Annotated in this window: 22 protein-coding genes; all 22 read left to right on the forward strand. The window is 73.4% G+C overall.

Annotation, left to right across the window (positions count from 1 at the left end; genetic code table 11):
• Positions 1-1155, forward strand: coding sequence for a glutamine-hydrolyzing carbamoyl-phosphate synthase small subunit (gene carA, locus QMG39_RS15320; RefSeq protein ID WP_281886491.1), 1155 nt, complete (start codon positions 1-3; stop codon positions 1153-1155).
• Positions 1155-4439, forward strand: coding sequence for a carbamoyl-phosphate synthase large subunit (carB, locus tag QMG39_RS15325; RefSeq protein ID WP_281886493.1), 3285 nt, complete (start codon positions 1155-1157; stop codon positions 4437-4439). The genes carA and carB overlap by 1 nt, the downstream gene beginning before the upstream one ends.
• 1 nt (position 4440) lies before the next feature.
• On the forward strand, positions 4441-5307 hold the full coding sequence (pyrF, locus tag QMG39_RS15330; protein WP_281886495.1) for an orotidine-5'-phosphate decarboxylase: 867 nt from the start codon (positions 4441-4443) through the stop codon (positions 5305-5307).
• Complete coding sequence (gmk, locus tag QMG39_RS15335; RefSeq protein WP_281886496.1) at positions 5300-6223, forward strand: guanylate kinase; 924 nt, start codon at positions 5300-5302, stop codon at positions 6221-6223. The genes pyrF and gmk overlap by 8 nt, the downstream gene beginning before the upstream one ends.
• Positions 6224-6289: 66 nt before the next feature.
• Positions 6290-6547, forward strand: coding sequence for a DNA-directed RNA polymerase subunit omega (rpoZ, locus tag QMG39_RS15340; protein ID WP_281886498.1), 258 nt, complete (start codon positions 6290-6292; stop codon positions 6545-6547).
• Between the two features lie 25 nt (positions 6548-6572).
• Entirely contained in the window at positions 6573-7757 is a 1185-nt protein-coding gene (gene coaBC, locus QMG39_RS15345) for a bifunctional phosphopantothenoylcysteine decarboxylase/phosphopantothenate--cysteine ligase CoaBC (RefSeq protein ID WP_281886500.1), read from the forward strand.
• A 59-nt stretch (positions 7758-7816) separates the two neighbouring features.
• Complete coding sequence (metK, locus tag QMG39_RS15350; RefSeq protein ID WP_281886502.1) at positions 7817-9010, forward strand: methionine adenosyltransferase; 1194 nt, start codon at positions 7817-7819, stop codon at positions 9008-9010.
• A complete protein-coding gene (locus QMG39_RS15355; RefSeq protein ID WP_281886503.1) occupies positions 9010-10968 on the forward strand; it encodes a primosomal protein N' family DNA-binding protein in 1959 nt (652 codons plus the stop codon). The genes metK and QMG39_RS15355 overlap by 1 nt, the downstream gene beginning before the upstream one ends.
• Entirely contained in the window at positions 10969-11886 is a 918-nt protein-coding gene (fmt, locus tag QMG39_RS15360; protein ID WP_281886505.1) for a methionyl-tRNA formyltransferase, read from the forward strand.
• Positions 11883-13316, forward strand: coding sequence for an RsmB/NOP family class I SAM-dependent RNA methyltransferase (locus QMG39_RS15365; protein ID WP_281886507.1), 1434 nt, complete (start codon positions 11883-11885; stop codon positions 13314-13316). Before fmt ends, QMG39_RS15365 begins: the two co-directional genes overlap by 4 nt.
• Positions 13313-13981 carry a ribulose-phosphate 3-epimerase gene (gene rpe / locus QMG39_RS15370; RefSeq protein ID WP_281886509.1) on the forward strand — a complete coding sequence of 223 codons (669 nt, stop codon included), beginning with the start codon at positions 13313-13315 and terminating at the stop codon, positions 13979-13981. The genes QMG39_RS15365 and rpe overlap by 4 nt, the downstream gene beginning before the upstream one ends.
• A 10-nt stretch (positions 13982-13991) precedes the next feature.
• Complete coding sequence (locus QMG39_RS15375) at positions 13992-14255, forward strand: phosphoribosyl-ATP diphosphatase (protein WP_281886511.1); 264 nt, start codon at positions 13992-13994, stop codon at positions 14253-14255.
• Positions 14256-14304: 49 nt separating this feature from the next.
• Entirely contained in the window at positions 14305-15144 is an 840-nt protein-coding gene (hisG, locus tag QMG39_RS15380) for an ATP phosphoribosyltransferase (RefSeq protein WP_281886512.1), read from the forward strand.
• Positions 15144-15908 (forward strand): imidazole glycerol phosphate synthase subunit HisF, encoded by a 765-nt coding sequence (gene hisF / locus QMG39_RS15385; RefSeq protein WP_281886514.1) that lies wholly within the window; start codon positions 15144-15146, stop codon positions 15906-15908. Before hisG ends, hisF begins: the two co-directional genes overlap by 1 nt.
• 62 nt (positions 15909-15970) lie before the next feature.
• The gene (gene hisI / locus QMG39_RS15390) at positions 15971-16309 is read left to right on the forward strand and encodes a phosphoribosyl-AMP cyclohydrolase (RefSeq protein ID WP_281887313.1); all 339 of its coding nucleotides are present in this window, start codon (positions 15971-15973) and stop codon (positions 16307-16309) included.
• 35 nt (positions 16310-16344) lie between these two features.
• Complete coding sequence (locus tag QMG39_RS15395) at positions 16345-17883, forward strand: anthranilate synthase component I (RefSeq protein WP_281886516.1); 1539 nt, start codon at positions 16345-16347, stop codon at positions 17881-17883.
• A 1-nt stretch (position 17884) separates the two neighbouring features.
• Complete coding sequence (locus tag QMG39_RS15400; RefSeq protein WP_281886518.1) at positions 17885-18469, forward strand: Trp biosynthesis-associated membrane protein; 585 nt, start codon at positions 17885-17887, stop codon at positions 18467-18469.
• 49 nt (positions 18470-18518) lie between these two features.
• Entirely contained in the window at positions 18519-18749 is a 231-nt protein-coding gene (locus QMG39_RS15405) for a DUF6704 family protein (RefSeq protein ID WP_281886519.1), read from the forward strand.
• A gap of 5 nt (positions 18750-18754) precedes the next feature.
• A complete protein-coding gene (gene trpC, locus QMG39_RS15410; protein WP_281886521.1) occupies positions 18755-19525 on the forward strand; it encodes an indole-3-glycerol phosphate synthase TrpC in 771 nt (256 codons plus the stop codon).
• Positions 19526-20734, forward strand: a complete 1209-nt coding sequence (gene trpB, locus QMG39_RS15415) for a tryptophan synthase subunit beta (RefSeq protein WP_281886523.1) — start codon at positions 19526-19528, stop codon at positions 20732-20734.
• Positions 20731-21516, forward strand: coding sequence for a tryptophan synthase subunit alpha (gene trpA, locus QMG39_RS15420; protein WP_281886525.1), 786 nt, complete (start codon positions 20731-20733; stop codon positions 21514-21516). The genes trpB and trpA overlap by 4 nt, the downstream gene beginning before the upstream one ends.
• A 63-nt stretch (positions 21517-21579) precedes the next feature.
• Positions 21580-22563: a prolipoprotein diacylglyceryl transferase gene (lgt, locus tag QMG39_RS15425; protein ID WP_281886527.1), complete on the forward strand. Its 984-nt coding sequence runs from the start codon at positions 21580-21582 to the stop codon at positions 22561-22563.
• Positions 22564-22590: the final 27 nt, after the last annotated feature.

The following is a 22590-nucleotide window of genomic DNA, read 5'->3' on the forward strand; positions in this document are numbered from 1 at the left end:
ATGGCGATCCCCGGGAAGGACGCGGGACCTGCGGTCCTCGTGCTCGAGGACGGCACCCGATACGCCGGACGCGCCTACGGCGCGACCGGCCGCACGCTGGGCGAGGCGGTGTTCGCCACCGGCATGACCGGCTACCAGGAGACGCTGACCGACCCGTCGTACGCGGGTCAGATCGTGCTCATGACCGCGCCGCACATCGGCAACACCGGTGCGAACGACGAGGACATGGAGTCCTCGCGCATCTGGGTGTCCGGGTACGTCGTGCGCGACCCCTCCCGGGTCGTGTCGAACTTCCGCGCCCAGCGCAGCCTCGACGACGACCTCGTCGCGGGCGGCGTCGTCGGCATCAGCGGCATCGACACGCGCGCGGTCACTCGCCACATCCGCGCCGACGGCGCGATGCGCGCGGGCATCTTCTCGGGTGCCGACGCGGCGCTCTCCGACGACGAGCAGCTCGCGCTCGTGCGCGGCGGCGAGGAGATGACCGGGCGCAACCTGTCCGGCGCCGTCTCCACGACCGAGGGCTACTCGCTCGACGCCGAGGGCGAGCGGGTCGGCTCGGTCGCCGTGCTCGACCTGGGCGTCAAGACCTCCACGCTCCGCTACCTCGCCGAGCGCGGCTTCGACGTGCACGTGCTGCCGCAGACCGTCACGGTCGAGGAGCTCCTGGCGCTCGCCCCCGATGCGCTGTTCTTCTCGAACGGGCCCGGCGACCCCGGGGCATCCGACCACCATGTCGAGCTGCTGCGCGCCGCCCTGCGCACCGGGCTGCCGTACTTCGGCATCTGCTTCGGCAACCAGCTGCTCGGCCGCGCGCTCGGCTTCGGCACGTACAAGCTGCCGTTCGGCCACCGCGGCATCAACCAGCCGGTGCTCGACCGCGCCACGGGCCGGGTCGAGATCACCGCGCACAACCACGGGTTCGCGGTCGACGCGCCCCGTGAGGGCGTGACCGAGTCGAGCCAGGGCTTCGGCCGCGTCGAGGTCAGCCACATCGACCTGAACGACGACGTGGTCGAGGGCCTCAACTGCCTCGACATCCCCGCGTTCTCGGTGCAGTACCACCCCGAGTCGGCGGCCGGCCCGCACGACGCGAACTACCTCTTCGACCGGTTCCGCGACATGGTCATCGCGAGCAAGGAGAACGGCAACTGATGCCCAAGCGCGACGACATCAACTCGGTCCTCGTCATCGGGTCCGGCCCGATCGTCATCGGCCAGGCGGCCGAGTTCGACTACTCCGGCACCCAGGCCTGCCGCGTGCTCCGCTCGGAGGGCGTGCGGGTGATCCTGGTCAACCCGAACCCGGCGACGATCATGACCGACCCGGGCTTCGCCGACGCCACCTACGTCGAGCCGATCAACCCCGAGATCCTCGAGTCGATCATCATCAAGGAGAAGCCCGACGCGGTGCTCCCGACGCTGGGCGGCCAGACCGCGCTGAACGCGGCGATCGCGCTCGAGGAGGCGGGCATCCTCGCCAAGCACGGCGTGGAGCTCATCGGCGCGAAGGTCGACGCGATCCGCAAGGGCGAGGACCGCCAGCTCTTCAAGGAGCTCGTGGTCGAGTGCGGCGCCGACGTCGCGCGCTCGCACATCGCCCACACGATGGACGAGGTGCTCGCCGCCGCGGACGACCTCGGCTACCCGCTCGTCGTGCGCCCGTCGTTCACGATGGGCGGCCTCGGCTCGGGCTTCGCCTACGACGAGGCCGACCTCCGCCGCATCGCCGGCGCGGGCCTGCACGACTCGCCCACGACCGAGGTGCTCCTCGAGGAGTCCATCCTCGGCTGGAAGGAGTACGAGCTCGAGCTCATGCGCGACACGGCCGACAACACGGTCGTGGTCTGCTCGATCGAGAACGTCGACCCGGTCGGCGTGCACACGGGCGACTCGATCACGGTCGCCCCGGCGCTCACGCTCACCGACCGCGAGTACCAGCGGCTGCGCGACATCGGCATCGACATCATCCGCGCCGTGGGCGTCGACACCGGCGGCTGCAACATCCAGTTCGCCGTCGACCCGTCGAACGGCCGCATCATCGTCATCGAGATGAACCCGCGCGTCTCGCGGTCCTCGGCGCTCGCGTCGAAGGCCACCGGCTTCCCGATCGCGAAGATCGCCGCGAAGCTCGCGATCGGCTACCGGCTCGACGAGATCCCGAACGACATCACCCGGGTGACCCCGGCGAGCTTCGAGCCGACCCTCGACTACATCGTCGTGAAGGTGCCGCGGTTCGCGTTCGAGAAGTTCCCGGCCGCCGACCCGACGCTCACGACCACCATGAAGTCGGTCGGCGAGGCCATGGCGATCGGCCGCAACTACGCGTCGGCACTGCAGAAGGCGCTGCGCTCGCTCGAGAAGCGCGGGTCGAGCTTCCACTGGGGCGACGAGCCCCGCAGCGTCGAGGAGCTGCTGGAGGTCGTGCAGACGCCGACCGACGGCCGCATCGTCGCCGTGCAGCAGGCCCTCCGCAAGGGCGCCACGGCCGAGCAGCTCTTCGACGCCACGAAGATCGACCCCTGGTTCCTCGACCAGATCGTGCTGATCAACGAGGTCGCCGACACCGTGGCATCCGCTTCGGAGCTCGACGAGTCGCTGATCCGGTTCGCGAAGGAGCACGGCTTCTCCGACGCGCAGATCGGCCAGCTGCGGGGCATCGACGAGGCGGATGCCCGTGCGGCGCGCCACGACCTCGGCATCCGCCCGGTCTTCAAGACCGTCGACACGTGCGCCGGCGAGTTCCCCGCCCTCACGCCGTACCACTACTCGAGCTACGACCTCGAGACCGAGGTCGCGCCGAGCGACCGCCGCAAGGTCGTCATCCTCGGCTCGGGCCCGAACCGCATCGGGCAGGGCGTCGAGTTCGACTACTCGTGCGTGCACGCGTCGTTCGCGCTGTCGGACGCCGGGTTCGAGACGATCATGATCAACTGCAACCCCGAGACGGTCTCGACCGACTACGACACGAGCGACCGGCTGTACTTCGAGCCGCTCACGCTCGAGGACGTGCTCGAGGTCATCCACGCCGAGTCGCAGTCGGGCGAGCTCGTCGGCGTCGTGGTGCAACTCGGCGGCCAGACCGCGCTGGGCCTCGCCGCCGGCCTCGAGGCCGCGGGCGTGCCGATCCTCGGCACCAGCCCGTCGGCGATCGACCTCGCCGAGGAGCGCGGCCAGTTCTCGCGCATCCTCGACGACGCAGGGCTCCTCGCGCCGCGCAACGGCACGGCCACCGAGCTCGACGGGGCCATCGCGGTCGCGGAGGGCATCGGCTACCCGGTGCTCGTGCGCCCGAGCTTCGTGCTCGGCGGCCGCGGCATGGAGATCGTCTACGACACGCCCTCGCTGGTGGACTACTTCGAGCGCATCGCCGACCAGGGCATCGTCGGCCCGACGCATCCGCTGCTCGTCGACCGCTTCCTCGACGACGCGATCGAGATCGACGTCGACGCGCTCTACGACGGCGAGCAGCTCTACGTCGGCGGCATCATGGAGCACATCGAGGAGGCCGGCATCCACTCCGGCGACTCGAGCTGCACCCTGCCGCCGGTCACGCTCGGCAAGGCGCAGATCGACCGCGTGCGCGAGGCGACCCTCGCGATCGCGCAGGGCGTCGGCGTGCGCGGGCTGCTCAACGTGCAGTTCGCGATCGGCGCCGGCGTGCTCTACGTGCTCGAGGCCAACCCGCGCGCGAGCCGCACCGTGCCGTTCGTCTCGAAGGCGCTGGGCATCCCGCTCGCGAAGGCCGCGTCGCGCGTGATGGTCGGCGCGACCGTCGCCGAGCTCGTCGCGGAGGGGCTGCTGCCTGAGACCGACGGCTCGACCGTGCCGTTCGACGCGCCCGTCGCCGTCAAGGAGGCCGTGCTGCCGTTCCACCGGTTCCGCACCCGCGAGGGCGACATCGTCGACTCGGTGCTCGGCCCGGAGATGCGCTCGACCGGCGAGGTCATGGGCATCGACCGCGACTTCCCGCGCGCGTTCGCGAAGTCGCAGCTCGCCGCGTACGGCGGCATGCCGCTGCAGGGCACGGTGTTCGTCTCGGTGTCCGACCGCGACAAGCGCGCCGTGATCCTGCCCGTGCTGCGCCTGCGCGAGCTCGGCTACTCGGTCGTCGCGACCGAGGGCACGGCCGAGATTCTGCGCCGCAACGGCATCGAGGCGGGCGTCGTGCTGAAGTTCAACGAGAAGACCGACGCGGCGCCGACCTCGGTCGTCGAGCTCATCCACCAGGGCATGGTCGACGTCGTCATCAACACGCCGAGCGGGCGCTCGTCGCGCGCCGACGGGTACGAGATCCGCGCGGCGGCGGTCGCGGCCGACATCCCGCTGTTCACGACCATCGCCGAGCTGTCGGCGGCGGTCGCGTCGGTCGACTCGGTGCGCCGCGGGTTCGAGGTCACGAGCCTGCAGGACTACGAGCTGGCACGGAAGGCGGTCTGACGTGGCATCGTTCGGCACGCGGCTGGGGGAGTCGTTCGACCGGTTCGGCCGGCTGTGCGTGGGCATCGACCCGCACGCGGGCCTGCTCGACGCCTGGGGACTCCCCGCATCGGGCGCGGGCGTGCGCGAGTTCGGCCTGCGCGTCGTCGACGCGATGGCCGGGCGGGTCGGCATCTGCAAGCCCCAGGTGGCGTTCTTCGAGCGGTTCGGCTCGGCGGGCATCGCCGCGCTCGAGCGCGTGCTCGCCGAGGCGCGGGGTGCGGGCATCCTCGTCATCGCCGACGCCAAGCGCGGTGACATCGACTCGACCATGGACGCCTACGCGCGCGCCTGGCTCGAGCCCGGGTCCCCGCTCGAGGCCGACGCGCTCACGGTGAACCCGTACCAGGGCCTCGGCAACCTCGCCCCGACGCACCGGCTCGCCGAGCAGCACGAGAAGGGGCTGTTCGTGCTCGCCGCGACCTCGAACCCCGAGGCGGCCGCGATCCAGCGGTCGGTGCTCCAGCAGGGCAGCCGCGAGGGCTCGACCGTGGCCGCGGCGATCTGCTCGGGCGTCGCCGCGTGGAACGCCGAGGAGGCGGATGCGGGCGAGCAGCCGTTCGGCTCGACCGGCGTGGTGATCGGGGCGACCGTCGACCTGCGGGCCGCGGGCATCGATCCCGACGCGGCATCGACCCCGCGCACCCCGGTGCTCGCGCCCGGGTTCGGGCACCAGGGCGCCGAGCTGGCCGACCTGCAGGACACCTTCGGTGCGTGGACGGCGGGCGTGATCGCGAACGAGTCGCGCTCGATCCTGGCGGCGGGCCCCGACGGCATCCGCGACGCGATCGCGCGCCGCGTCGAGGCGACGGCGGTGTCCCGTGGCTGAGCCCGTGCGCAGCGGTCCGCCCGCGCCGCCCGAGGTCGACCGCGTCGCCGCGTCGCGTGCGGCCGTCGCCGCCCGCCGGGCGCGTGCGGCGGTGAAGGCGTCGATCGCCGACGGCGGCCGCAGCCCGCTCGACGTGATCCGCGTCGCCTTCGAGGACGCGTCGACGCCCGAGGCCACGCTGCGCGTCACGGAGTTCCTCACCTCGGTGCCCGCGATCGGCGAGACCAAGCGGGTCCGCATCATGCGCGACCTCGGCATCGCCGACGCGAAGCGCCTCGGTGGCCTCGGCCGCCGCCAGCGACTCGCGCTGCGGGCATTCCTCGCCGAGTGGATCGCCGCGCACGGCGGCATCGGCAACCGGCTCGTCGTGCTCGCCGGGCCGACGGCGGTCGGCAAGGGCACGGTGGCGTCCTACATCCGCCGCAACCACCCCGACGTCATGCTGTCGGTGTCCGCCACCACGCGTGCGCCACGGCCCGGCGAGGTCGAGGGGCAGAGCTACTACTTCGTCGACGACGCCGAGTTCGACCGGCTGGTGGCCGAGGACGAACTGCTCGAGTGGGCCGTGGTGCACAACGCGCACCGGTACGGCACGCCGAAGGCGCCGGTGGAGCGCGCGATCGCCGATGGCAACAGCGTGCTGCTCGAGATCGACATCCAGGGAGCGCGGTCGGTGCGCAGGGCCATGCCCGAGGCGACGCTCATCTTCCTGCTGCCGCCGACGTGGGACGAACTCGTGCGGCGGCTGGTCGGGCGCGGCACGGAGTCGCCCGCCGAACAGCAGCGCCGACTGGAGACCGCGCGGGTGGAACTGGCCGCGGTCGACGAGTTCGACCACACGGTCGTGAACCACGACGTCGCCGAGGCCGCGCAGAACGTCGTAGACTTGATGCGGCCTCGGGCCCGCGGGCGGTAGCCTGCCCGCTTCCACGATCTTCCGCGCAACCGTCCGCGCGACCCACGCACCCAGAAGGAGCACGCCATGGCAGACAAGCTGACCGGCATCATCGACCCGCCCATCGACGACCTGCTGTCGAAGGTCGAGTCGAAGTACGCACTCGTCATCTTCGCCTCCAAGCGCGCGCGCCAGATCAACGACTACTACGCCGACCTGCACGAGGGCAGCCTGTTCGACAACGTCGGGCCGCTGGTGGACTCGACGATCGACGACAAGCCGCTCTCGGTGGCGCTGCACGAGATCAACGAGGACAAGCTCAAGATCACCCCGGCCGGCGAGTAGCCGTCCCGACGTCGAGGTGGCGCCGTTGAACGTCGTCGTCGGCATCACCGGCGGCATCGCCGCGTACAAGGCGGTCGGCGTCGTGCGCGAGCTGGTGCTCGCCGGGCACGACGTGCACGTGGTGCCGACCGAGTCGGCGCTGCGGTTCGTCGGCCGCCCGACCCTCGAGGCGATCAGCCGCAACCCGGTCCACGACGAGCTCTACGAGGGCGTCGCCGAGGTGCGGCACGTGGCCATCGGCCAGGCCGCCGACCTCATCGTGATCGCCCCGGCGACCGCGAACACCATCGCGCGCCTCGCGGCCGGCCTCGCCGACGACCTGCTCGGCAACACCGTGCTCGCCTCGGAGGCGCCGCTGGTCATCGCGCCCGCGATGCACACCGAGATGTGGGGCAACCCCGCCACGCAGGCCAACGTCGCCACGCTGCGCGCCCGCGGCGTCACCGTCGTCGGGCCCGCCGTCGGCCAGCTCACCGGCGCCGACAGCGGCCCGGGCCGCATGGAGGAGCCGGCGACCATCGTCGCCGCAGCCCTCGCCCGCGCGACGGCACCCGCTGGCGACCTGGCCGGACGCCGCATCGTCGTGACCGCGGGCGGTACCCGCGAGCCGCTCGACCCCGTGCGCTTCCTCGGCAACCGCTCGAGCGGTCGCCAGGGCGTCGCGATCGCCGACGCCGCTCGTGCGCGCGGCGCCGAGGTGACGCTCATCGCCGCCAACCTCGAGGTCGACGAGCCGGCCGGATGCGACGTGCGGCACGTCTCGAGCGCCGAGGAGCTGCGGGCGGCCGTGCGCGCCGCCGCACCGGGCGCCGACGTCGTCGTGATGGCCGCCGCGGTCGCCGACTACCGGCCGGCCGCCGTCAGCGAGCAGAAGCTCAAGAAGGACGACTCGGGCGACGGGCTCACGCTCGAGCTCGTGCGCAACCCCGACATCCTCGCCGAGCTCGGCCACGAGCCGCACGAGGGCACCGTGCTGGTGGGCTTCGCCGCCGAGACCGAGCCCGACGACGAGCGCCTGCTCGAGGTCGCGCGCGCCAAGCGCGAGGCGAAGGGCTGCGACCTCCTGGTCGTCAACCGCGTCGGCTGGAGCGAGGGCTTCGGCACGCCCGACAACGCCGTCATGATGATCGGGGCGAGCGGCGAGGTCGTCACACGCGTAAACGGGGACAAGCTGTCGGTGGCGCACGGCATCCTCGACATGGTTGTCTGAGACCGACGGATGCCGCGCCAGCGCGTCCGTGCGCCACGAAGGGACATCGAACCAGCCGCATGAGCGAACTCCGCCTGTTCACCTCCGAATCGGTCACCGAGGGGCATCCCGACAAGATCTGCGACCAGGTCTCGGACAGCATCCTCGATGCGCTCCTCACCGTCGACCCGCACAGCCGGGTCGCCGTGGAGACGCTCGTGACCACGGGCCTCGTGCACGTCGCGGGTGAGGTGCGCACGACCGGGTACGTCGAGATCCCGGCGATCGTGCGCGAGCGCATCACCTCGATCGGGTACGACTCCTCCGACGTCTGGTTCGACGGCCGCTCCTGCGGCGTCTCGATCTCGATCGGCGGCCAGTCGCCCGACATCGCCGTGGGCGTCGACCAGGCGTTCGAGTCGCGCGAGGGCTCCAGCATCGACGAGCTCGACCGCCAGGGCGCGGGCGACCAGGGCATCATGTTCGGCTACGCGGTCAACGAGACGCCCGAGCTCATGCCCATCCCGATCTGGACCGCCCACCGCCTCGCCGAGCAGCTCGCCGCGGTGCGCCGCTCGGGCGAGCTCGACTACCTGCGCCCCGACGGCAAGACGCAGGTCACGGTCGGCTACGAGGGCGACGTCGCGCGCACGATCGACACGGTCGTGCTGTCGACGCAGCACTCGCCGCGGGTCGACACCGCCACCCTGCGCGCCGAGGTCGAGGAGACGGTCATCCGTCCCGTGCTCGAGCGCACCGGCCTCGACGCGACCGGCGTGCAGGTGCTCATCAACCCGACCGGCCGCTTCGAGATCGGCGGGCCGCAGGGCGACGCGGGGCTCACCGGGCGCAAGGTCATCATCGACACCTACGGCGGCGCGAGCCGTCACGGCGGCGGGGCGTTCAGCGGCAAGGACCCGTCGAAGGTCGATCGCTCGGCCGCCTACGCCATGCGCTGGGTCGCGAAGAACGCGGTCGCCGCGGGCCTTGCCGACCGGCTCGAGCTGCAGGTCGCGTACGCGATCGGCAAGGCCGCCCCCGTCGGCCTCTACGTCGAGACGTTCGGCACCGCGCACGTGCCCGAGGAGCGCATCATCGGCGCGATCCGCGAGGTGTTCGACCTGCGTCCGGCGGCGATCATCCGCGACCTCGACCTGCTGCGGCCGATCTACGCGAAGACCTCGACCTACGGGCACTTCGGTCGCGAGCTGCCCGAGTTCACCTGGGAGCGCACGGACCGCGTCGACGACCTGCGCAGCGCCGCACGGCTCTGATGCCGGGCGGGCGCGTCGCCAGGGTCGCGATCGACTCGCCCCTGCCGCAGCTCGACCAGCTGTTCGACTACGCCGTCCCCGAGGCACTCGCCGACCAGGCGGTGGCGGGCGCCGCCGTGCGCGTGCCGCTCCGCAGCGGCGGGCGGCTCGCCCGCGGCTGGATCGTCGAGCTCGCCGACCAGAGCGCGTACGAGGGCCGGCTCAGCGAGGTCGAGGAGGTCACCACGCTCGTGCCGGTGCTCGCGCCGGAGGTGTGGGCGCTCGCGCGCCGCGTCGCCGACCGGGCCGCCGGGTCGGCGAGCGACGTGCTGCGCCTCGCGATCCCGCCGCGGTACGTGCGCGTGGAGAAGTCGTGGGCGAAGGAGCATCCGGCGGGTGCGGAGCGCCCGGCTGCGCCGGAGGCGACGGATGCCCCGGGCGAGCCCGACGCGCTCGACCGGGCCGTGGCCGACCGCGCGCGCATCGCACTGCAGGCGCTGCCCGGCGTCACCACCCTCGACGGCGGCGCGACCGTCGGCCGCTGGGCGACCACGCTCGCGTCGGCCGCCGCCCGCGTGCTCGCGCGCGGCGAGTCGACCATCATCGCGGTGCCCGACCACCGCGACCTCGCGCAACTCGAGCAGGCGCTGCACGCGGTCGCGCCCGCGGATCGCATCACCCGCGTCGACGCGGGCCAGACCGGCGGCGCCCGGTACCGCGGGTTCCTCGACTGCCTCGACGGCACGCCCCGCGTCGTCATCGGCAACCGCTCCGCGGTCTACGCGCCCGCCGCGCGCCTCGGCCTGATCGCGCTCTGGGACGACGGCGACCCGCTGCACGCCGAGCCGCTCAGCCCCGGCGTGCACGCGCGCGACGCCGCGCTCGTGCGCCAGGAGCAGTCGGGGGCCGCGCTCGTGTTCTCCGCGCACGCGCGCAGCACCGAGGTGCAGCGGCTCGTCGGAATCGGGTGGTGCCGGCAGGTCGAGCCCGAGCGGATCGCCCGCCCGAGGATCGTGGTCGACGAGGCGGGCTCCGATCCGGGCACGGCGCGCATCCCGTCCGCCGCATGGCGCGCCGCGCGCGACGCCGCCCGTGAGGGCCCCGTGCTGCTGCAGGTCGCCCGCCCCGGCTACGCGGCCGCGCTCGCGTGCGCGCGCTGCGGCGCGCCCGCGACGTGCGCGGCCTGCGGCGGCGGCCTCGAGCAGCGCGGGCCGCGCACGCCCCCGGCCTGCCGGGTCTGCGGCACGCACGCGAACCCGTTCCGCTGTGCCGAGTGCGAGGGGGAGCGGCTGCGCATGGTCACCGTGGGCACGGAGCGCACCGCCGAGGAGCTCGGGCGCGCCTTCCCGGGCACCCGCGTGATCGTCTCCGACGGTGCGAGGCCCCTCACCGAGGTCGGCCCGGAGCCCGCGCTCGTGATCGCGACGCGCGGCGCGGAGCCGGTCGCCGCGGGCGGCTATCGCGCGGTGCTGCTGCTCGACGGCGAGCGGATGCTGCTGCGCGAGGCGCTCCGCGTGTCGGAGGACTGCGTGCGCTGGTGGGCCGACGCCGCCGCGCTCGCGGCCGACGACGCGCCCGTGCACCTGGTCGGGGTGCGGGGCCGTATCGCGACCGCGCTCGCGACCTGGACGCTCGCCGCGTGGGCGGAGGAGGAGCTCACGGCCCGGAGGGAGCTGCGCTTCCCGCCAGCGGTGCGCGTGGCGACGGTCACGGCGCGCGGGCCGGTGCTCGAGCGCCCGATCGCCGAGCTGCGCGCGCTCGGCGAGGGCGTCGACGTGCTCGGCCCGGTGCCCGTCGACGACGGGCTCGAGCGCGTGGTCGTGCGCATGGACTACGGCCGGGCCCAGGCCGTCGCGGCGTCGCTGCGGGCATCCATGATCCGCGTGGCCACCGAGCGCCGACGCCCGGTGCAGGGCCAGCCCGTGCGCCGCCCGCCTACACTCAGGGTGAGGTTCGACGATCTGGAGGCATTCGGCTAGATGCGCATCGTGTACGCGGGCACCCCGGAGGTCGCCGTCCCGTCGCTGGAGGCCCTCGCGGCATCCGACCACGAGGTGGTGGGGGTCGTCACACGGCACGACGCGCCGCTCGGCCGGAAGCGCGTGCTCACCCCGTCTCCCGTCGCATCCGCGGCCGATCGGCTCGGCATCCCGGTCGTGAAGGCGAACCGGCTCGACGCCGACGCGACGGAGCGGATCACGGCGTTCGACGCCGACCTCGGCGTCATCGTCGCCTACGGCGGCCTCGTGCGCGAGCCGCTGCTGTCGGCGCCCCGCCACGGCTGGGTCAACCTGCACTTCTCGCTGCTCCCGCGCTGGCGCGGTGCCGCGCCCGTCCAGCGCGCGCTCATGGCGGGCGATCGCGAGGTCGGTGCGTGCGTGTTCCGGCTCGTGCCCGAGCTCGACGCCGGCGACGTGCTGGTCGAGCGCCGCACGACCGTGGCCGACGGCGAGACCGCCGGCGAACTGCTCGAGCGGCTCGCGCGCGACGACGCGGGCCTCGTGGTCGCGGCGGCCGACGCCATCGCCGACGGCACCGCGGTGGCACGCGTCCAGGAGGGCGAGCCGACCCTCGCGCCGAAGCTCGTGCTCGCCGACGGCCGGCTCGACTGGACGGAGCCGGCGGACCGGGTGCTCGACCGCTATCGAGGCGTCACTCCCGAGCCCGGCGCGCACACCGAGATCGACGGCGCCCGCCTGAAGGTGCTCGAGCTCGCGCCGGCGCCGGGAGCCGCCGCCCTGGAGCCGGGCCGCATGGCGCTCGTCGGCAGGCGGGCGCTGGTGGGCACGGCGTCCGAACCGCTGCAGCTCGTGCGGGCACAGCCCGCGGGCGGGAAGGCGATGTCGGCCGCGGACTGGCTGCGTGGCCGCGGCGGCGCCGAGGTCGTGGCGCGATGAGCGGCGGCCGGAGGCGCAGCGGCGGCGGCGGCCGCGCGCCGCGCGTCTCACCGGCGCGCCTGGTCGCGGCGGAGGTGCTGCTCGCGGTCCGCGAGTCCGACGCCTACGCGAACCTCCTGCTGCCCACCCGCATCGCCCGCGCGGGCCTCTCCGAGGCCGACGCGGGTCTCGCGACCGAGCTCACCTACGGCACCCTGCGCATGTCGGGCTACTACGACCGCATCATCGCCATCGCCGCGGACCGGCCGGTCGACCGCATCGACCCTGCCGTGCTCGACGTGCTGCGCCTCGGCACGCACCAACTGCTCGCGACCCGCGTGCCCACGCACGCCGCGGTCAACGAGTCGGTCGACCTCGTGCGCGCCATGGGTGCGCCGGCGGCGAGCGGCTTCGTCAACGGCGTCCTGCGCGGCATCTCGCGGGTCTCGGCCGACGCGTGGGCGGCGCGGGTGCGCGAGGCGGCGGACGGCCCCGACGACGCCCTCGCCGCGCTGTCGTCGCACCCGGCGTGGGTCGTGCGCGCGCTCCGGAAGGCGCTCGCGCACGAGCACCGCGCCGACGAGCTCGACGACCTGCTCGCCGCCGACAATGCCGCCCCCGCGGTGAACTACGCGGTGCTGGGCGGTGCGGATGCCCCCGGGCCCGCGACACTCGGCGAGCGCGACCGCTTCTCGCCCATCGGGTTCACCGCGACCGGCGGCGACCCGACCCGCGCGCTCGAGGGCCACGACGGTCGCGTGCGCGTGCAGGACGAGGGCTCGCAGCTCGCTGCGCTCGCGCTCACGCGGGCACGGCCCGTGCGGGCGGGCGAGCGCTGGCTCGACCTCTGCGCCGGCCCCGGCGGCAAGACCGCGGTGCTCGCGGCCGAGGCCCGCGGCGGCGGCGCGACGCTCGAGGCGAACGAGGTGGTCCCGGCCAGGGCGCAGCTCGTCCGCCGCGCGCTCGAGGGCGTCGACGAGGGCGTCGAGGTGCACGAGCGGGACGGCCGTGCGTTCGGCGAGGACCGTGCCGGCGCGTTCGACCGCATCCTGCTCGACGCCCCGTGCACCGGCCTCGGCGCGCTGCGTCGCCGGCCCGAGGCGCGGTGGCGCAAGTCGCCCGAGGACGTGTCGGCGCTCACGACGCTCCAGACCGAGCTGCTCGATTCCGCGATCGGCGCGCTCGCGCCGGGCGGGCTGCTCGCATACGTGACGTGCTCGCCGCACACGGCCGAGACCCGGTCGATCGTGCGGCAGGCGCTGCGCCGGCACGACGACGTCGAGCGCGCCGACGTGCACGCGGTGCTCGGCGACGTGGCGCTGCATCCGCTCGATCTCACCGGCGAGCCGGGGGAGGCGCAGCTCTGGCCGCACCGGCACGGCTGCGACGCGATGTTCATCGCGCTGCTGGCCAAGCGCGAGCCCGCGGCGTCGGTAGGCTCGCAGGCATGACCACGCGGATCAATCCGAGCATCCTCGCGGCCGACTTCGCGAACCTCGAGCGCGAGCTCGGGCGAATCGCCACGGCGGACCTCGTGCACGTCGACATCATGGACAACCACTTCGTGCCGAACCTCACCTTCGGGCTGCCGATGGTCGAGCGCCTGGCGCAGGTGACGCCGATCCCGCTCGACGTCCACCTCATGATCGACGACCCCGACCGCTGGGCGCCCGGCTACGCGGAGGCGGGCGCGGCCTCCGTGACCTTCCACGCGGAGGCGGCCGCCGACCCGGTCGGCCTCGCACGCCGCCTCCGGCAGATCGGTGCGCGCGCGGGCATCGCCCTGAAGCCCGGCACCGGGCCGGAGGACGTGCTCGAGGTGCTGCACGAGTTCGACCAGGTGCTCGTCATGACGGTCGAGCCCGGGTTCGGCGGGCAGTCGTTCATGCCCGAGACCATGCCGAAGCTGCGGCGCGTCGCCGACGCCGTCGCGGCGGCGGGCCTCGACGTGTGGCTGCAGGTCGACGGCGGCATCGCGGCCGACACCATCGGCATCGCCGCCGAGGCGGGTGCGGACACGTTCGTCGCCGGCTCCGCGGTCTACGGCGGCGACCCGACCGCCCGCATCGCGGAGTTGCGCGCCGAGGCGGCGAAGCACAGCCATGCGCACCGGTAGCCTGTAGGACGTGAAGACGTTCGATGCGCTGTTCGCCGAGCTGAGCGAGAAGGCGCGCACCCGACCCGAGGGCTCGGGCACGGTCGCCGCCCTGGACGCCGGCGTGCACCAGATCGGCAAGAAGGTCGTCGAGGAGGCGGCCGAGGTCTGGATGGCCGCGGAGTACCAGAGCGACGAGGAGACCGCCGAGGAGATCTCGCAGCTGCTGTACCACCTGCAGGTGCTCATGCTCGCGCGCGGCCTCCAGCCGGAGGACGTGTACCGACATCTGTGAGCGATCGCTCCCGACTCCCTCCGATCGTCCCCACACGAAAGCCGCTCCCATGCTGAGAATCGCAGTGCCCAACAAGGGCTCCCTCTCCGAGACCGCCGCGCAGATGCTGCACGAGGCCGGGTACACCGGTCGTCGCGACTCGCGCGAGCTCGTCGTCGCCGACCCGCGCAACGACGTCGAGTTCTTCTACCTCCGCCCGCGCGACATCGCCACCTACGTCGGCTCCGGCGCGCTCGACGTCGGCATCACCGGCCGCGACCTGCTGCTGGACTCGGGGTCGGATGCCACGGAGATCGCCGAGCTCGGCTTCGGCGGCTCGACCTTCCGCTTCGCCGGCACGCCCGGCGCCTTCTCGGAGCTCGCCGACCTCGACGGCGTGCGCGTGGCGACGAGCTACCCGGGCCTGGTCGGCGCGTTCCTGGAGCGCCACGGCGTGTCCTCCGACCTCGTGCGCCTCGACGGCGCCGTCGAGTCGGCCGTGCGCCTGGGCGTGGCCGACGCCGTCGCCGACGTGGTCTCGACCGGCGGCACCCTGCGCAAGGCGGGCCTGGAGATCTTCGGCCCGGTCATCCTCGACTCGACCGCCGTGCTGATCGGCTCGGGCACCGAGGCGCCCGGCACGAAGACGCTCGTGCGCCGGCTGAACGGCGTGATCGTCGCGCGCGAGTACGTGATGCTCGACTACGACGTGCCGATGAGCCTGCTCGACCAGGCGACCGCCGTCGCCCCCGGGTTCGAGTCGCCGACGGTCTCGCCGCTGCACGACCGCGAGTGGGCGGCCGTGCGGGTCATGATCAAGCGAACCGAGACCAACCACGTCATGGACGCGCTGTACGAGCTCGGCGCGCGCGCCATCCTGGTGAGCGCCATCCACGCGGCGAGGCTCTGATGTCCGTCGCGGTCCGCGTCATCCCGTGCCTCGACGTGGCCGCGGGCCGCGTGGTCAAGGGCGTGAACTTCCGCGACCTGCGCGACGCCGGCGACCCGGTCGAGCTCGCCCGGCTGTACGGCGAGCAGGGCGCCGACGAGCTGTGCTTCCTCGACGTCACGGCGACCGTCGACGACCGGTCGACCACGTACGAGGTCGTGCAGGCCACCGCGGAGCAGGTGTTCATCCCGCTCACGGTCGGCGGCGGCATCCGCTCGGTCGACGACGTCGCGCGCCTGCAGGGCCACGGTGCCGACAAGGTCGGCGTCAACAGCGCGGCGATCGCGCGTCCGGCGCTCATCGGCGAGATCGCCGACCGGTTCGGCTCGCAGGTGCTGGTGCTGTCGCTCGACGTGAAGCGGTCGGATGCCACCGAGTCCGGGTTCGTCGTCACGACCCACGGCGGCCGCACGGAGACGACGCTCGACGCGCTCGCCTGGGCGCGGCAGGCCATCGAGCTCGGCGTGGGGGAGCTGCTCGTCAACTCGATCGACGCCGACGGCACCAAGCAGGGCTTCGACACCGAGCTCGTCGCCCTCATGCACGAGCTGTCGTCGGTGCCCGTGATCGCCTCCGGCGGGGCGGGCGCGGTGGACGACTTCGCCCCCGCGGTCGCCGCCGGGGCCGACGCGGTGCTCGCGGCATCCGTGTTCCACAACCGCGAGCTCACGATCGGCGAGGTCAAGGACGCCCTCGCCGCGGACGGGAGGACGGTACGACGATGACCGACCACGACGACGAGGAACTCGAGCGCGACGCGGAGCCCTGGGCCCCCGGCGCATCGCCCATGGACCGTGCGGCGTTCAACGCCGACGGGCTGCTGCCCGCGGTGATCCAGCAGTGGGACACCGGCGAGGTGCTCATGCTCGGCTGGATGGACCGCGAGGCGATGCGGCGCACGCTCACCGAGGGGCGCGTGACCTTCTGGTCGCGCTCGCGGCAGGAGTACTGGCGCAAGGGCGACACCTCCGGCCATGCCCAGCACGTGATGGCGGCCGCGCTGGACTGCGACGGCGATACCCTGTTGGTGCGCGTGGAACAGGTCGGGGTGGCCTGTCACACGGGCACCCGCACCTGCTTCGACGGCGACCCGCTCGAGGTCGTCGTCGGCCGCGCACCCGCCTGACCATCAACCGACCGACCCGCGCCACGAGGAGCACGATGCCGACCACCGCCGAGCAGACCGGCACGACCGGTCGCGCCGACTTCGACGCGCTGCTGCCCGGCCGCAGGGTCGTGCCCGTCACGCGCGAGCTGTTCGCCGACGGCGAGACGCCGGTGGGCATCTACCGCAAGCTCGCCGACGGCCGCCCGGGCACGTTCCTGCTCGAGTCGGCCGAGCAGGGCGGCATCTGGTCGCGGTACTCGTTCGTCGGCTCGGCGTCGTACGGCGTGCTCACGCAGCGCGGCGACGTGGCCGAGTGGCTCGACTACGGCCTCGATGCCGGGCGGGCGCTGGGGGCGGATGCCCCGGAGGGACCGCTCGCGGCCGTCTCGGCGCTCTACGCCCGCTGGCAGACCGAGCCGGTGCCCGGCATGCCGCCGCTCACGGGCGGGCTCGTCGGCTTCATCGGCTGGGAGGCGATCCGCCAGATCGAGCGGCTGCCGAACCGGCCGCCGGCCGAGGGCGCGGTCGTCGGCCAGGCGCTGAGCTTCGTCTCGGAGCTCGTCGTGCTCGACCACCGCCGCGGCACCGTGCAGCTCATCGTGAGCGCGCTGAACGACGGCGTCGACGACGCCGACGCGCTCTGGGCCGACGCGCAGGCGCGGCTCGACCGCATGCAGGCCGCGATGGCCGTGCCCGCCGAGGCGCACCTCGCGGTGGTCGACCTCGCGACCCCGGCGTCGCCGACCTCGCGCACCGAGCGGCAGGACTTCCTCGACGCGGTCGTCACGAGCAAGGAGTACATCCGCGAGGGCGACATCTTCCAGGTCGTCATCTCGCAGCGCTTCGAGCAGGAGTGCACGGCCGCGCCGATCGACGTCTACCGGGTGCTCCGGAGCCTCAACCCGAGCCCGTACATGTACCTGCTGAGCCTCGAGGACCCGGACGGCGAGCCGTACTGGATCGTCGGCTCGTCGCCCGAGGCGCTCGTGAAGGTGCAGGACGGCCGCGTCTACACGCATCCGATCGCGGGCTCGAAGCCGCGCGGCGACACCCCCGAGGCCGACGCCGACCTCGAGGCCGAGCTGTCGGGCGACCCGAAGGAGCGCGCCGAGCACCTGATGCTCGTCGACCTCGCGCGCAACGACCTCGCGAAGGTGTGCGCGGCGGGCTCGGTCGAGGTGACCGAGTTCATGCGCGTCGAGCGGTTCAGCCACATCATGCACCTCGTCTCCTCGGTCGAGGGTGACCTGCTGCCGACCGCCGACGCGATCGACGTGTTCCGCGCCACCTTCCCGGCCGGCACGCTGTCGGGCGCGCCGAAGCCGCGCGCGCTCGAGATCATCGACGAGCTCGAGCCCGTGCAGCGCGGCGTGTACGGCGGCGTCGTGGGCTACTTCGGCTTCGGCGGCGACGCCGACCTGGCCATCGCGATCCGCACGGCCACGATCCGCGGGGGCATCGCGCGCGTGCAGGCCGGCGGCGGGCTCGTCGCCGACTCGAACCCGCAGTCGGAGTTCGAGGAGTCGCAGAACAAGGCCGCGGCGCCGCTGCGCGCGGTCGCGGTCGCGAACGCGATGCGGACCCTGGGCTGACGTGACCGGTCGACGCCTGAAGCTGGTCCTCGTGCTCGGCGCCCTCGGGGCGGCCGGGCTCGGGCTGCTCGCGTGGACCCAGACGTGGTTCACCGTGACGCTCGACGCGGGCGCTGCGCACGAGGTGCCGGGGCAGGTGGCGGATGCCGCCCTGGCGGCGCTCGCCCTCGCCGGCCTCGCCCTCGGTGCGGCGCTCGCGATCGCCGGCCGCGTGGCGCGGCTCGTGCTGGGCCTGCTCGCCGTCGTGCTCGGCGCGTGCATCGTGCTGTCCGCGTGGCTCGCGATCGGCGACCCGGCCGGGGCCGCGGCGCCCGTGGTGACGGAGTCCACGGGGATCGCGGGCGAGTCGGCGGTCGCCCTCGTGGCATCCGTCGCCTGGACCGCCTGGCCCTGGGTCGGAGCGGCATCGGGAGTGCTCCTGGCCGCGGCCGGAATCGCGGTGCTCGCGACCTCCTCCCGGTGGCCGGAGTCGTCCCGCCGGTACCGGGCGGTGCGGGTCGAGCGCGCCGACGGGGCCGCCGGCACGGTCGACGAGTGGGACGAGCTCTCGCGCGGCGAGGACCCCACCGAGCCCGGTCGGGACTGACCGCGGCCAGCCGATAGACTTCCACCGTCCCCGAACCAGAAGGAGCATCATGAGCACTGACATCAGCGACCCGGGCCACGGACACTCGCCCGCAGCCTGGATTGCCGTGGTGATCATGCTCGTCGCGTTCTCGATCGGCACCGTCGCGTTCTTCTTCGCGGTCGAGTGGCTCGTCTGGGCCTCCGCGGTGCTCCTCGTGCTCGGCGCGATCGCCGGCTGGGCGCTCGCGAAGGCGGGCTACGGCGTGGGCGGCTCCCGCGTCACCGCATCGGAGCACTGACCGACGTGCTGTCCGAGCTCACGGCGAACGCGGTCGCGGACGCCGAGGCCCGGCGCGCCGACCGTCCCCTCGCGGAGGTCGAGCGCGCGGCGCAGGAGCGGCCGGCGGCGATCGACGCACTGGCCGCGCTCGCGCCGGCCGACCGCGTGAAGATCATCGCCGAGGTCAAGCGCGCGAGCCCGTCCCGCGGGCCGCTCGCCGACATCCCCGACCCCGCCGCGCTCGCGCGCGAGTACGAGGCGGGCGGGGCGAGCGCGATCAGCGTGCTCACCGAGGGGCGCCGGTTCCTCGGCTCGCTGGCCGACCTCGAGGCCGTGCGCGCGGCCGTGTCGTTGCCGGTGCTGCGCAAGGACTTCATCGCCACCCCGTACCAGGTGCTCGAGGCGCGTGCCTCCGGCGCCGACCTCGTGCTGCTCATCGTCGGCGCGCTCGAACAGCGCGACCTCGCCGAGCTGCACGCGCTCATCGAGCAGCTCGGCATGACCGCGCTCGTCGAGACGCACGACGCCGATGAGCTCGCCCGCGCCGCCGACATCGGCGCGCGCCTGATCGGCGTGAACGCACGCAACCTGTCCACCTTCGAGCTCGACCGCGACCTGTTCGGCCGGCTCGCACCGAGCTTCCCCGACGGCGCCGTCAAGGTGGCCGAGTCGGCCGTGTCGACGGCCGACGACGTCGCCGCCTACCGCGCGGCGGGCGCCGACGTGGTGCTCGTGGGGGAGGCGCTCGTGACGAGCGAGCCCCGCGAGACGCTCGCGAGATTCCTGGGGGAGTAGATGTCCCTGCGCACCGAGACCGGTCCGTACTTCGGCGACTTCGGCGGGCGGTTCGTGCCCGAGTCGCTCATCGCCGCGCTCGACGAGCTCGACGAGGCCTGGCAGCTCGCCAAGCTCGACCCGGCGTTCCACGACGAGCTCGACGGGCTCCTGCGCGACTACGTGGGGCGTCCGTCGCCGCTCACCGAGGTGCGCCGCTTCGCCGAGCACGCCGGCGGCGCCAGGGTGTTCCTCAAGCGCGAGGACCTGAACCACACGGGCTCGCACAAGATCAACAACGTGCTCGGCCAGGCGCTGCTCACCAAGCGGGTCGGCAAGACGCGCGTGATCGCCGAGACGGGCGCGGGCCAGCACGGCGTCGCGACCGCCACGGCCGCAGCCCTGTTCGGCCTCGAGTGCGTGATCTACATGGGCGAGGTCGACACCGAGCGCCAGGCGCTGAACGTGGCTCGCATGCGGCTGCTCGGCGCGGAGGTGATCCCGGTCACGCACGGCTCGCGCACCCTGAAGGACGCGATCAACGAGGCGATGCGCGACTGGGTGACCAACGTCGGCCACACCAACTACATCTTCGGCACCGTCGCGGGCCCGCACCCGTTCCCGGCGATGGTGCGCGACCTGCAGAAGATCATCGGCGAGGAGGCCCGCGCGCAGATGCTCGAGCGCACCGGCGCGCTGCCGACGGCCGTCGCGGCATGCGTCGGCGGCGGGTCGAACGCGATCGGCATCTTCCACGCGTTCCTCGATGACCCCGGGGTGGCGCTCTACGGCTTCGAGGCCGGCGGCGAGGGCGTCGACACCGAGCGCCATGCCGCGACGATCGGCAAGGGCCGACCCGGCGTGCTGCACGGCGCCCGCAGCTACCTGTTGCAGGACGAGGACGGCCAGACCATCGAGTCGCACTCGATCTCCGCGGGACTCGACTACCCCGGCGTCGGTCCCGAGCACTCCTGGCTCTCCGACATCGGCCGGGCCGAGTACCGGGCGTCGACGGATGCGGGCGCCATGGACGCGCTCCGCCTGCTCTCGCGCACCGAGGGCATCATCCCCGCGATCGAGTCGGCGCACGCGCTCGCGGGCGCCCTCGAGCTCGGCCGCGAGCTGGGACCGGAGGCGAGCATCCTCGTGAACCTGTCCGGGCGCGGCGACAAGGACATGGAGACCGCGGCGAAGTGGTTCGAGCTCATCGACGGCGAGGAGGGCGCATGAGCGTCGGCGAGACCATCGACGCACGGGTGGCGGCCGGCACCGGCGCGCTCGTCGGCTACCTGCCGGTCGGCTTCCCCTCGCTCGGCGCGAGCGTCGACGCGGCGGTCGCGCTGGTCGAGAACGGCGTCGACGCGCTCGAGCTCGGCATCCCGTACTCCGACCCGGTGATGGACGGCCCCGTGATCCAGGACGCGACCCAGGCGGCGCTCGCGAACGGGTTCAAGCTCGCCCACGGCTTCCAGGCCGTCCGGGCGATCCGCGAGCAGGTCGACGCGCCGATCCTGATGATGACCTACTGGAACCCCGTCGTGCAGTACGGCGTCGATCGCTTCGCGGACGACCTCGCCGCGGCGGGCGGGGCGGGCCTCATCACGCCCGACCTCATCCCCGACGAGGCCGACGCCTGGCTCGCGGCATCCGACCGCACCGGACTCGACCGCGTGTTCCTGGCGGCGCCGAGCTCATCGGATGCCCGGCTGGCGCGCACCGTCGAGGCGAGCCGCGGGTTCGTCTACGCGGTGTCGACCATGGGCATCACGGGCGCGCGCGCCGACGTGGACCGCGCGGCGCGCACCCTCGTCGAGCGGCTGCGCGCGGCGGGCAGCACGCGTTCGTGCGTGGGCGTCGGCATCTCCACCGCCGAGCAGGTGCGCGAGGTCGTCTCCTACGCCGACGGCGCGATCGTGGGCTCCGCGCTCGTGAAGGCCCTCGCGGACGGCGGCGTGGAGGCCGTCGGCGCGCTGGCCGCCGAGCTCGCGCGCGGCACCCGCCCGGCGGGGTAGTACGCTGGCCGAGGCCGCCTGCGGGCCCGAACCCGCAACCTGGACGAAAGGCACCGAACGAACGTGATCGCACCGCTCAGCATCCCCAGCCCGGAGTGGAGCTCCTTCCAGATCCCGCTCCCGTGGGGCGGCGCACTCACCATCCACGCGTACGCGCTGTGCATCCTCGCCGGCATCGTGCTCGCGGTGATCATCACGTCCCGCCGGCTCACCAAGCGCGGCGCCGAGCCGGGCGTGGTGCTCGACATCGCGCTCTGGGCCGTGCCGCTGGGCATCGTCTTCGCCCGCTTCTACCACGTGTTCACGCACCCGGCCGACTACTTCTACGAGGGCGCCGACCTCCTGCGCGTGCTCTACATCTGGGAGGGCGGCAACGCCATCTACGGCGCGCTGATCGGCGGCGCGCTGGGCGTCTGGATCGGCTGCCGCATGACGGGCATCCGCTTCTGGTCGTTCGCCGACGCGCTCGCGCCCGGCATGCTCATCGCGCAGGCCGCCGGCCGGCTCGGCAACTGGTTCAACCACGAGCTCTTCGGCCTGCCGACCGACCTGCCGTGGGGGCTCGAGATCGAGTCGACCAACCCCGCGTTCCCGACCGGCCTCGAGCCGGGCACCCTGTTCCACCCGACGTTCCTCTACGAGATCATCTGGAACCTGCTCGGCGTGGCGGTGCTGCTCTGGCTCGAGCGGAAGTTCCGCCTGCGCTGGGGCAAGGCGTTCGCCGTCTACCTCATCTGGTACGGCGTCGGCCGCAGCTTCCTCGAGACGATCCGGGTCGACCCGAGCGAGATCTTCCTCGGCATCCGGTCGAACGTCTGGGCGTCCTTCGCGGCCATCGTGATCGGCGTGATCATCATCCTCGTGCAGAACCGCCGTCACACCGGCATCGAGTCCAGCCCGTACGTGCCCGGCAGGGAGTGGCGCGCACCCGACGCTGTAGACTCGGACGACACCGAGTCCGACCGAGACACGATCGGCGACGAAGCCGAGGACGAGGGCGACCAGGAGGCGACCGCAGCCACAAGCACACGCGAGACGACCTCCTAGTCCGGGCGATCCGGCCCGTGCCCCGAA

It is taken from the genome of Agromyces rhizosphaerae (genome assembly GCF_027925245.1).
Taxonomy (GTDB): Bacteria; Actinomycetota; Actinomycetes; order Actinomycetales; family Microbacteriaceae; genus Agromyces; species Agromyces rhizosphaerae.

Excerpts from the sequence above, each read along its gene's own strand:
- carA (WP_281886491.1), top strand. The coding sequence starts at position 1 with ATGGCGATCCCCGGGAAGGACGCGGGACCTGCGGTCCTCGTGCTCGAG.
- carB (WP_281886493.1), top strand. The coding sequence starts at position 1,155 with ATGCCCAAGCGCGACGACATCAACTCGGTCCTCGTCATCGGGTCCGGC.
- rpoZ (WP_281886498.1), top strand. The coding sequence starts at position 6,290 with ATGGCAGACAAGCTGACCGGCATCATCGACCCGCCCATCGACGACCTG.
- metK (WP_281886502.1), top strand. The coding sequence starts at position 7,817 with ATGAGCGAACTCCGCCTGTTCACCTCCGAATCGGTCACCGAGGGGCAT.
- QMG39_RS15355 (WP_281886503.1), top strand. The coding sequence starts at position 9,010 with ATGCCGGGCGGGCGCGTCGCCAGGGTCGCGATCGACTCGCCCCTGCCG.
- fmt (WP_281886505.1), top strand. The coding sequence starts at position 10,969 with ATGCGCATCGTGTACGCGGGCACCCCGGAGGTCGCCGTCCCGTCGCTG.
- QMG39_RS15365 (WP_281886507.1), top strand. The coding sequence starts at position 11,883 with ATGAGCGGCGGCCGGAGGCGCAGCGGCGGCGGCGGCCGCGCGCCGCGC.
- rpe (WP_281886509.1), top strand. The coding sequence starts at position 13,313 with ATGACCACGCGGATCAATCCGAGCATCCTCGCGGCCGACTTCGCGAAC.
- hisG (WP_281886512.1), top strand. The coding sequence starts at position 14,305 with ATGCTGAGAATCGCAGTGCCCAACAAGGGCTCCCTCTCCGAGACCGCC.
- hisF (WP_281886514.1), top strand. The coding sequence starts at position 15,144 with ATGTCCGTCGCGGTCCGCGTCATCCCGTGCCTCGACGTGGCCGCGGGC.
- hisI (WP_281887313.1), top strand. The coding sequence starts at position 15,971 with ATGGACCGTGCGGCGTTCAACGCCGACGGGCTGCTGCCCGCGGTGATC.
- QMG39_RS15395 (WP_281886516.1), top strand. The coding sequence starts at position 16,345 with ATGCCGACCACCGCCGAGCAGACCGGCACGACCGGTCGCGCCGACTTC.
- QMG39_RS15405 (WP_281886519.1), top strand. The coding sequence starts at position 18,519 with ATGAGCACTGACATCAGCGACCCGGGCCACGGACACTCGCCCGCAGCC.
- trpB (WP_281886523.1), top strand. The coding sequence starts at position 19,526 with ATGTCCCTGCGCACCGAGACCGGTCCGTACTTCGGCGACTTCGGCGGG.
- trpA (WP_281886525.1), top strand. The coding sequence starts at position 20,731 with ATGAGCGTCGGCGAGACCATCGACGCACGGGTGGCGGCCGGCACCGGC.